This window comes from Planomonospora algeriensis (assembly GCF_977012225.1).
Map to the genome: position 1 here is coordinate 1 of NZ_CDRNDK010000287.1, position 8,445 is coordinate 8,445.

General features: G+C 71.4%; 7 protein-coding genes and 1 pseudogene. 4 read left to right on the forward strand and 4 right to left on the reverse strand.

Annotated features, from left to right (window positions below):
• Both ACWJ6R_RS24655 and ACWJ6R_RS24660 read right to left on the reverse strand, forming a co-directional pair.
• Positions 1-1,327, reverse strand: a 1,327-nt coding sequence (locus ACWJ6R_RS24655) for a M28 family metallopeptidase (protein ID WP_449064514.1), incomplete at its 3' end; no start/stop codon positions are given.
• Positions 1,328-1,509: 182 nt separating this feature from the next.
• On the reverse strand, positions 1,510-3,090 hold the full coding sequence (locus tag ACWJ6R_RS24660; RefSeq protein ID WP_449064515.1) for a M28 family peptidase: 1,581 nt from the start codon (positions 3,088-3,090) through the stop codon (positions 1,510-1,512).
• A 265-nt stretch (positions 3,091-3,355) separates the two neighbouring features.
• On the opposite strand from ACWJ6R_RS24660, the gene ACWJ6R_RS24665 reads away from it, so the two are divergent.
• The gene (locus ACWJ6R_RS24665; protein WP_449064516.1) at positions 3,356-3,547 is read left to right on the forward strand and encodes a PspC domain-containing protein; all 192 of its coding nucleotides are present in this window, start codon (positions 3,356-3,358) and stop codon (positions 3,545-3,547) included.
• Between the two features lie 13 nt (positions 3,548-3,560).
• Entirely contained in the window at positions 3,561-4,196 is a 636-nt protein-coding gene (gene lipB / locus ACWJ6R_RS24670) for a lipoyl(octanoyl) transferase LipB (RefSeq protein WP_449064517.1), read from the forward strand.
• 118 nt (positions 4,197-4,314) lie between these two features.
• On the opposite strand, the gene ACWJ6R_RS24675 is transcribed toward lipB, so the two are convergent.
• The gene (locus ACWJ6R_RS24675; protein ID WP_449064518.1) at positions 4,315-5,865 is read right to left on the reverse strand and encodes an amino acid permease; all 1,551 of its coding nucleotides are present in this window, start codon (positions 5,863-5,865) and stop codon (positions 4,315-4,317) included.
• Complete coding sequence (locus tag ACWJ6R_RS24680) at positions 5,862-6,812, reverse strand: phosphotransferase (protein WP_449064519.1); 951 nt, start codon at positions 6,810-6,812, stop codon at positions 5,862-5,864. The genes ACWJ6R_RS24675 and ACWJ6R_RS24680 overlap by 4 nt, the downstream gene beginning before the upstream one ends.
• Before the next feature lie 85 nt (positions 6,813-6,897).
• On the opposite strand from ACWJ6R_RS24680, the pseudogene ACWJ6R_RS24685 reads away from it, so the two are divergent.
• Positions 6,898-7,464, forward strand: a pseudogene (locus ACWJ6R_RS24685) (NAD(P)/FAD-dependent oxidoreductase); the annotation flags it as partial.
• 158 nt (positions 7,465-7,622) lie between these two features.
• A partial coding sequence (locus ACWJ6R_RS24690; RefSeq protein ID WP_449064520.1) for an FAD-dependent oxidoreductase occupies positions 7,623-8,445 on the forward strand: 823 nt, incomplete at its 3' end.

Below are 8,445 nucleotides of genomic sequence, written 5' to 3' on the forward strand. Positions count from 1 at the left end.
CCTTCACCCGCAGGTAGTCGGCGCTGGAGGAGTTGGAGCCGTGCGCCAGGTACCAGGAGAAGCGGAGCCTGAGCGCCCCGTCCGCCGGCAGGGCGATCTCCGGTGACCGGATGCTCGTGACGCCGCCGTCGATGTCGTGGGTCCCGGCCGAGGAGCCCGCCAGACGGCCGGTGACGAGGTCGTTGACGCCGCTGACCGTGGTGCCGAGCTGCTTGGCCCCGCTGGAGGAGGTGGCCGCCGGGTCGCCGCGCTCCCACTGGCCGGAGGTGGCGGTGTCGGTGCCGGACGGGTTCGCCGTCCAGCCGGTCGCCGTCTCGAACGTGTCCTGCCAGACGGCCTGCGGCGGGACGGCCGTGGCGATCGTCCACACGGCGTAGGCGATCGCGTCGGCGTTGCGGTCGAGCGCGGTGTCGTTGATGTTGGCGGTCGTGTCGCAGGACCGGTGGTAGCAGGGGTCGAACGCGCGCCCCGCCGTACCGCCCCAGAGGGCGGCCTGGGCGCTGGTCTTGGTGCCCTCGGCGCCGGTGAACGTGCCCCCGGCCGGGATGCCCACGGCGATGAACGGGCCGTAGTCGGAGCGGCCGTCGAAGTCGGTGCCCCTGGTCGGCACGCCGATCGAGGTGAAGTAGTCCTGGAGCGTCCGCTCCAGCTGGGCGGAGCCCGCCGGGCCGGGGCCCGAGCCGGTGCCGTCGGAGTTGTCGCCGTCGTAGACGAAGTAGCCGGCGTTGGGCGAGCCGACCATGTCGAAGTTCAGATAGCCCTTGATCTTCGCGCGCTCGGTGGACGGGAGGTTGTTCACGTAGAACTGCGAGCCGCGCAGGCCCAGCTCCTCGGCGCCCCACCAGGCGAAGCGCAGGTGCTTGGCCGGGGTGAGGCCCTGGCGGGCGACCTCCAGCGCGGTCTCCAGGATGGCGGCGCTGCCGGAGCCGTTGTCGTTGATGCCGGGGCCGGAGGACACGCTGTCGAGGTGCGCGCCGACCATGAGGACGTCGTTCGGGTCGCCGCCCGGCCAGTCGGCGATGACGTTGTAGCCGGTCGCGCCGCCGTAGGTGAACGACTGCAGGGTGGTGGTGAACCCGGCGCCGTCCAGCAGGCCCTTGACGTAGTCGGCCGAGGCCCGGTAACCGGGCCGTCCGTGGGCGCGGTTGCCGCCGTTGGCGGTGGCGATGGACTGGAACTGGGACAGGTGGGCCTTCACGGCCGACAGGGGGATGTCGGGCGGGGCCGCCGCCGACGCGGCGGGGATCGTCAGGGGGGTGAGTGCCAGCGGGACGGCCAGGATCGCCGCCATCCCGATGGACCTGCCGATGGTTCGCAGGGTGCGCATCGTGCTCCTCGGGTCGGAGGTGGAAGGGTCCCCCGAGCGGCGCGCACCCCGGGTGGGGGTGCGCGCCGTACAGCATGGTGGTGCGCTTCGCGGGGCGCGGTGCGTCCCGCCCCGGCCGGTCGACGACCCCGGCCGGTCACTCGTGTCGGTTCACGGCCTCGGCCGCGGACCGCTCCGGCGGGCTACTTGGCGGGCTCGGCGTGCTTGCCGTCCTTGCCGTGCGCGTGCGCGGTGGGGGCGGCGGCGGACTTCGCCAGGGCGGCGGCGTTCCGGTCGGGGATGGTGGACAGGTCGTAGGCGTAGAAGGTGGTCGCGTAGGCGATGGCCTTGGAGTTGCGCTCCAGCGCGGCGGCGTTGATGTTGGTGATGCCGTCGCAGGCCGCGTGGTAGCAGGGGTCGTACGGCGCGCCGGCGGTGCCGCCGAACTTCGCCGCCTGCTCCTCGGTCTTGATGCCTTCGGCGCCGGTGAAGATGCCGCCGGAGGGGATGCCGTTGGCGATGAACGGGCCGTAGTCGGAGCGGCCGTCGAAGTCGGTGCCCTCGAAGCCCAGGCGACGCTTGGCGTAGTACTTCTCGAAGAGCTTCTCGATCTCGGCGGAGCCCGCCGGGCCCGCGCCCGCGCCCTCGGCGTCGGAGTCGTCACCGTCGTAGAGGAAGGTGACGTCGTTCGGGGAGGCGACCATGTCGAAGTTCAGGTAGAGCCGGATCTTGTCCTTCTCCGCCTGGGACAGGCCCGCGACGTACTGCTCGGAGCCGAGCAGGCCGAGCTCCTCGGCGCCCCAGAAGGCGAAGCGCAGCTTGTGCTTGGTGGGCACCTTGGCCAGCTTCAGCGCGGTCTCCAGGATGGCGGCGCTGCCGGAGCCGTTGTCGTTGATGCCGGCGCCCTCGGGCACGCCGTCCAGGTGGGCGCCGACCATCACGATCTCGCCGCGCTTGCCCCACCACGAGTCGGCGATGAGGTTCTTGGTCTTGCCGACCGTGGTGGCGGCGTCGACCTTCAGGTGCACGGTGGTGCCGGGGCTGTCGGCCAGGTCGAGGCCGACGGCGGTGCTCGCCATCACGATCGGGAAGCCGAAGCGCCACTCGACGATGTCGAACTCCAGCGGGTCGGTACGGCCCGGCTGGCCCTCGTTGAAGAAGATCACACCGGCCGCGCCCGCCTCCTTGGCGTTGGTGGCCTTGTCGACGAACGGGCAGGTGCCGCGCTGAAGCAGCGCGATCCGGCCGGGGACGAACCCGGCGAAGTCGGCGTCCTCGCAGCCCGCGGTGGAGGTGTTGGGGGTCTCCGGTACCGGGATGACCGCGTCGACCACCTGGACCTCCGCCGTGACGTCCCCGCCGCTGGAGGAGTGCACGGTCACGAAGTCGGTGCCGACCGCGTAGGTCTTGGCCTCGGGGGCGGTCTGCTGCAGGACCGAGGGGGAGAACTCCTCCCACTTGAGCGGGAACTCGACCTCGGTGGTCGAGGTCTTGTACCCGGCGCGGCGCAGCTTGTCCTGCACGTAGGCGAGGGAGGCGTCGTAGCCGGGGCTGCCCGCGGCGCGGTTGCCGCCGTTGGCGGTGGCGATCTCCTGGAACTTCTGCAGGTGCTTCTGCACGTTCTTGCCCTTGACCTGGTAGGTCATGGCGGTGGCGAGGACGTCGGGTACGTCGATCGTGGACGCGCTCGCCGGAGTGGTGAGGGCGAGGGGAAGGGCGAGGGCCGTGGCCAGGGTGGCCACTGTGAGGCCGCGGGCCGTTCCGCGTCGGAATTTCAGGCGCATAACGCTCCTCGGGAGTGTGCTTGGGGGGTCCCCATTCCGTACTAGAGCGGAACGTACCGTGATCAATCGCCAACGCATAGAGGAGCTGACGCGGAGTTGCGTGAATAGTTACAGAATTCGGTTGATACGGGCCTCAAGTGTCATGAACCTCGGTGGTACCGGGGCTGCCGACCCTGTCAGGGTTTTCTCAGGGACGTCCGGGGAACGGGGGTCTCTCCGTCGCTCGTTCTGACAGATGAAGACCGACGAACCGGGGAGAGACACCATGCACCGTTCGAGAAAGCACAAGATCATCGCTGGCGTCTGCGGCGGTATCGCGGACAGCCTCGGCCTGCCGCCCACGCTCGTCCGGGTGCTCTGGCTGCTGCTCTCGCTCATCCCGGGGCCGCTCTGGATCGCCTATGTGGCCCTGTGGATCCTCATGCCGAAGGCGCCGGAGACCGTCTACGGGCGATGAATAGACTCGGGGCATGAGGCGACGCCCCCTGTCACTGATCCAGGACGACCTGGTCGACTACGAGAAGGCTATGGACCGGATGGCCGAGCTGGTCGGCGAGCGGCAGCGCGACGAGCGGCCGGACACGCTCTGGCTGCTCAGCCACCATCCCGTCTACACCATCGGCAGGCGCACGCCGGAGCAGCACCTGCCCGACCCGTCCCGCGGCATCCCGGTCGTGACCACCGGGCGCGGCGGCCAGCTCACCTACCACGGACCCGGCCAGCTGGTCGGCTACCTCATCGTCAAGCTCGGCGAGGACGAGGGGATCGTCGACTACGTGCGCGAGGTCGAGCTCCGGCTCGTCCGCGCGCTGGACGCCCTGGGGGTCCCGGCCGAGCGGCGCGACACCCCGCCCGGCTCGGAGCTGCTCACCGGCGTCTGGACGCGCGCGACCGGACGGAAGATCGTCTCGATCGGCATGCGCCAGAGCCGGAGCGTCACCAGCCACGGGTTCGCCCTCAACGTCGACGGCGACCTGACCCCGTGGAACTGGGCGGTGCCCTGCGGCATGCCCGAGGTGGAGATGACCTCGCTGGCCAACGAGGGCGTCGCGACCGCCATGGACGGCGTCCGCGACGCGGTGGCGGCGGCCTTCGAGGCGCGCTGACCCGCGCGGCGGCCTTCGCGGACCGGTCCCGCTCCGGCCGTACGGAGGGAGGACCGGGGTGCTCCGGGTCCGGCGGGCCGGGGGAGGGACCCGGCGGGCCCGGAGCACCCGGGCCGGATCAGGCGACGGGCTCGGGCTCGTCGGTGGGCAGGTCGGGGGCGTCGTCGACCGTACGGCGCGGCCCGGTGAACCAGTGCCGGGCCGACAGCGCCCACCACAGTCCCACGCTCAGGACCATGACGCCCACCACGATGGGCGCGTAGTTCACCGCGGTCCAGGTGAAGTCCTCGCTGAACGGCACCGCCTCCGGGACCAGCGGCATGACGAAGTAGACCGAGACGACCGCGATCTCGACGATCGCGATCCAGCACATCACCTTGTACCGGCGCCCCAGCGTCCACGGGCCGGGCTCGAAGCGGTCGCCCATCCGCAGCCGGAGCCAGATCGGGATCAGGAACGCCAGGTAGAGCCCGATGACCGCGACCGAGACGACCGCGTAGAACGCGAGCGGCAGGCCGTTCGGCGCCTCGTAGAGCGCGGGCAGGGTGAGGACCAGGGCCAGCACGCAGCCGAAGACGATCGCGTTGACCGGGGTCCGGTTGGCGTCGACCCTCGACCAGAGCCGCCAGCCGGGGATCGCGCCGTCCCGGGAGAAGGCGTAGGTCATCCGGGACATCGAGGTCACGCAGCTCATGCCGCAGAAGAACTGGCCGACGGTGGAGATCGCGAAGATCGCGGTGGCCAGGTTGCCGGGAAGCGCCGAGTCGAAGATGGCGCCCACGAAGCCGCCCGCCTCGTTGACCGCCTGCACGTCGGTGGCCGCGAACAGGAAGGCGAGCAGCACGATCCAGCCGCCGATCGCCGAGTAGAAGATCGACTGCCACAGGCCCCGGGCGGCGGCCGTGGACGCGCCCTGGGTCTCCTCCGACACGTGCGCGCACGCGTCGAAACCGGTGATCGTGTACTGGGTCAGCAGGAAGCCGAGCGGGAGCACGTAGAACCAGTAGGACGTGTCGGAGAAGCCGGAGTTGTTGATCGTCTCGGTGAAGACGAACGACATCGACTGGTGCGAGTCGGGCCCGAAGACCAGGATCAGCACGACGGCGGCGGCGCCGAACACGTGCCACCACACCGAGACGTTCTGCAGCACCGAGATCAGCCGGTGGCTGTAGACGTTGATCAGCGCGTGCAGCACCAGGACGACCGCGAACAGGATGAAGGTGTTGCCGAGTGAGACCTCGAATCCCGGCGCGAACCGGTTGACCGTGATGTTCATGAACGTCGCGCAGCCGTAGTCGACCGAGGCGGTGACCGCGATCAGGCCGATGAGGTTGAACCACCCGGTGAACCAGCCGTGCACCGGCCGGCCCATCTTGGCGGCCCACCAGTAGATGCCGCCGGCGGTCGGGTAGGCCGAGACCAGCTCGGACATGCACAGGCCGATGATCAGGATGAAGACCGAGATCAGCGGCCAGCCCCAGGAGATGGCGACCGGGCCGCCGTTGTTCCAGGCCTGGCCGAAGGTGGTGAAGCAGCCGGCGAGGATGGAGATGATCGAGAAGGAGATGGCGAAGTTGGAGAAGCCGCTCCAGGTCCTGGAGAGCTCCTGCTTGTAGCCGAGTTCGGCGAGTCGTCTCGCGTCCTCGTCCACCGGGGCCGGCTCGGTCATTCAAGCCTCCTTGCGTCGTGCGGGGGGTGGGGGGATCCGGGGCCCGCGCCCCGGACGTCGTCGATCAGCCGCCCGAACCCCGGATCGCCGAGGTCCCGTACGGCCCGCGCGAACTTCCCGGCCGCCTCGGCCTCGTAGTCGAAGTCGGCGGCGGCGGCCTGCTCGCTCAGCAGCCCGTGGTGCACGGAGAACCAGAGGGTCCAGGTGATGTTCGACATGATCAGGTTGAGCCGGACCCGGGCGGCGAGCCGCGGGCTGTCCTCGCCGAAGTACTCCCGGGCCAGCCGGCGGGTGAGGTCCGGGTCGTACTCCGCCTCGGCGGCGATGTCGCCCAGTTCGAAGGCCGGGTCGCCGTTCCCGGAGAGCTGGTAGTCGACGATCCGCACCTGCCCGCCGCAGAGGATGAAGTTGGCCGGGAGCAGGTCGTTGTGGCAGGGCACGGCCGGCAGTGGACGCGCGGCCAGCGCGCGCTCGATCTCGGCGACGGCCGGGAGCACGTCCTCGTAACCGCCGGGGGTGCGCAGGCCGTGCCTGCGGCACAGTGCGCGGAACTCCTCCAGCTTGCGGAATACCGAGAAGCCGCCGACGAACGGCGGCCCGGCGTGCAGGCGGCGGCAGGCCGCCGCGATCGGGCCGGGCAGGGCCCGTACGGCCCGCGCGTCCAGCGTGACACCGTCGAGGTACTCCAGCAGCAGGGCGCCGGGCATGCGGTGCAGGACCCGCGGGCCGATCCCGGCCTCGGCCGCCCGGAGGGTGTTGTCGATCTCGTCGTCGAGCGGGATGCCGAGACCGGCGGCCGAGATGCGGGGGTCGAGGACCCGCAGCAGCCAGCGCCGTCCGTCGGCGGCGTCCAGGCGGGCGATCCGATGGCTGAGGCCGCCCTTGAGCGGCGTCTCGGTGACGGGTTGTCCCGCCCATTCGCGGACGCGCGTGAGAGCGTCTGGCATGCCGCACTCCTTTGGCCTACCTTCAGACCATTGATCCGATTCTGCGGACGAGTCGTTACAGAGCCAGTCACAGGGGGTTCCGGACATGAGACATCCCGACTCCGCGAGGGCCGTCGTGATCGGCGGGGGCGTGGCCGGTTGCAGCGTGGCCTACCACCTGGCGCGGCTCGGCTGGACCGAGGTCCTGCTGGTGGAGCGGCACGGGCTCACCGAGGGGACCACCTGGCACTCGGCCGGTTTCGTGGGCCAGCTCCGCTCCACCGTCACCCAGACGAAGATGATCATCTATTCGGCCGGTCTCTATCCCGAGCTGGCCGAGCTCACCGGGCTGGACCCCGGCTGGCGCGGGGTGGGCGGGCTCCGGCTGGCGACCACGCCCGAGCGGGTGGAGGAGTCGCTGCGCCTGGCCGGGGCCGCGGAGACCTACGGGCTGGACGTCGCGGTGCTCTCCGGGGCGGAGGCGGGGGAGCGGCTGCCGCTGCTGGAGACGGCGGACGTGCGGGCCGCGCTCTGGCTGCCGGGCGACGGCTGGCTCGATCCGGCGCTGCTGGCCAGGGCGCTGGCCGCCGGGGCGGAGAAGCTGGGCGCGCGGATCCTCACCGGGACCGAGGTGACCGGGTTCGACATCGAGAACGGTGAGGTCACCGGGGTGCGGCTGGCCCGGGCCGCGCGGCCGGGCGCGGGTGCGGAGACGGACGCGGGGACGGAGGCGGTTCCAGGGACGGAGACGGGCGCGGGGGCGGTTCCGGAACCGGGTCCGAGATCGGGTCCGAGACCGAGGAGTGGACCGTCCGGACCGGGACGGTCGTCATCGCCGCCGGGGCGGCCGCCGGGCGGCTGGGGCGGCTGGCGGGGGTGGACATCCCGGTCGTTCCGATCAAGCACCAGTACGTCGTCACCGAGCCTTTCGGAGTCTCCTCCTCCATTCCCACGGTCCGGGACCCGGACAACATCGTGTACTTCCGCGAGGAGGCCGGGGGGATCCTCGTCGGGGGGTACATCCGCACCCCCGAGGTCTGGGACACGCCCGCGCCGCTGGCGGAGCCCCGGACGCTGTTCCCCGCGGACATGCCGAAATTTCAGGAATCGTGGGACTCGGCGGTCCGGCGGGTCCCGGCGCTGGGCCGTACGGAGATCGTGAAGGTGGTGCACGGGCCCGAGGCGTTCACGCCGGACGGCGAGTTCCTGCTAGGTCCGACCCCGGTGCGCGGCCTGTGGGCGGCGGCCGGGTTCTGCGTGCACGGGCTGGCCGCGGCGGGCGGCGTGGGCAAGGTCATGGCCGAGTGGATCACGGACGGCACGCCCGAGTACGACCTGTTCGGCATGGACCTGCGCCGCTTCGGCGGCCACGCCCGGTCGGCCGCCTGGGCGCGGGCCAAGGCCCTGGACGCCTACTCGACGTACTACGACATCGTCTACCCGGGCGAGGAGCGCACCGCCGCCCGGCCGCTGCGCCGCTCCCCCGCCTGGGTACGGCACGCGGAGCTGGGCGCCGCGTTCGGCGAGAAGGCGGGCTGGGAGCGGGTCAACTGGTTCGAGTCGAACGCCGGGGACGCGCCGCCGCAGGGCGGCATGGAGCAGGGCGGCGCGGGACCGGGCGGCGACGCGGAGCAGGGCGGTGCGGGCGGGGCCG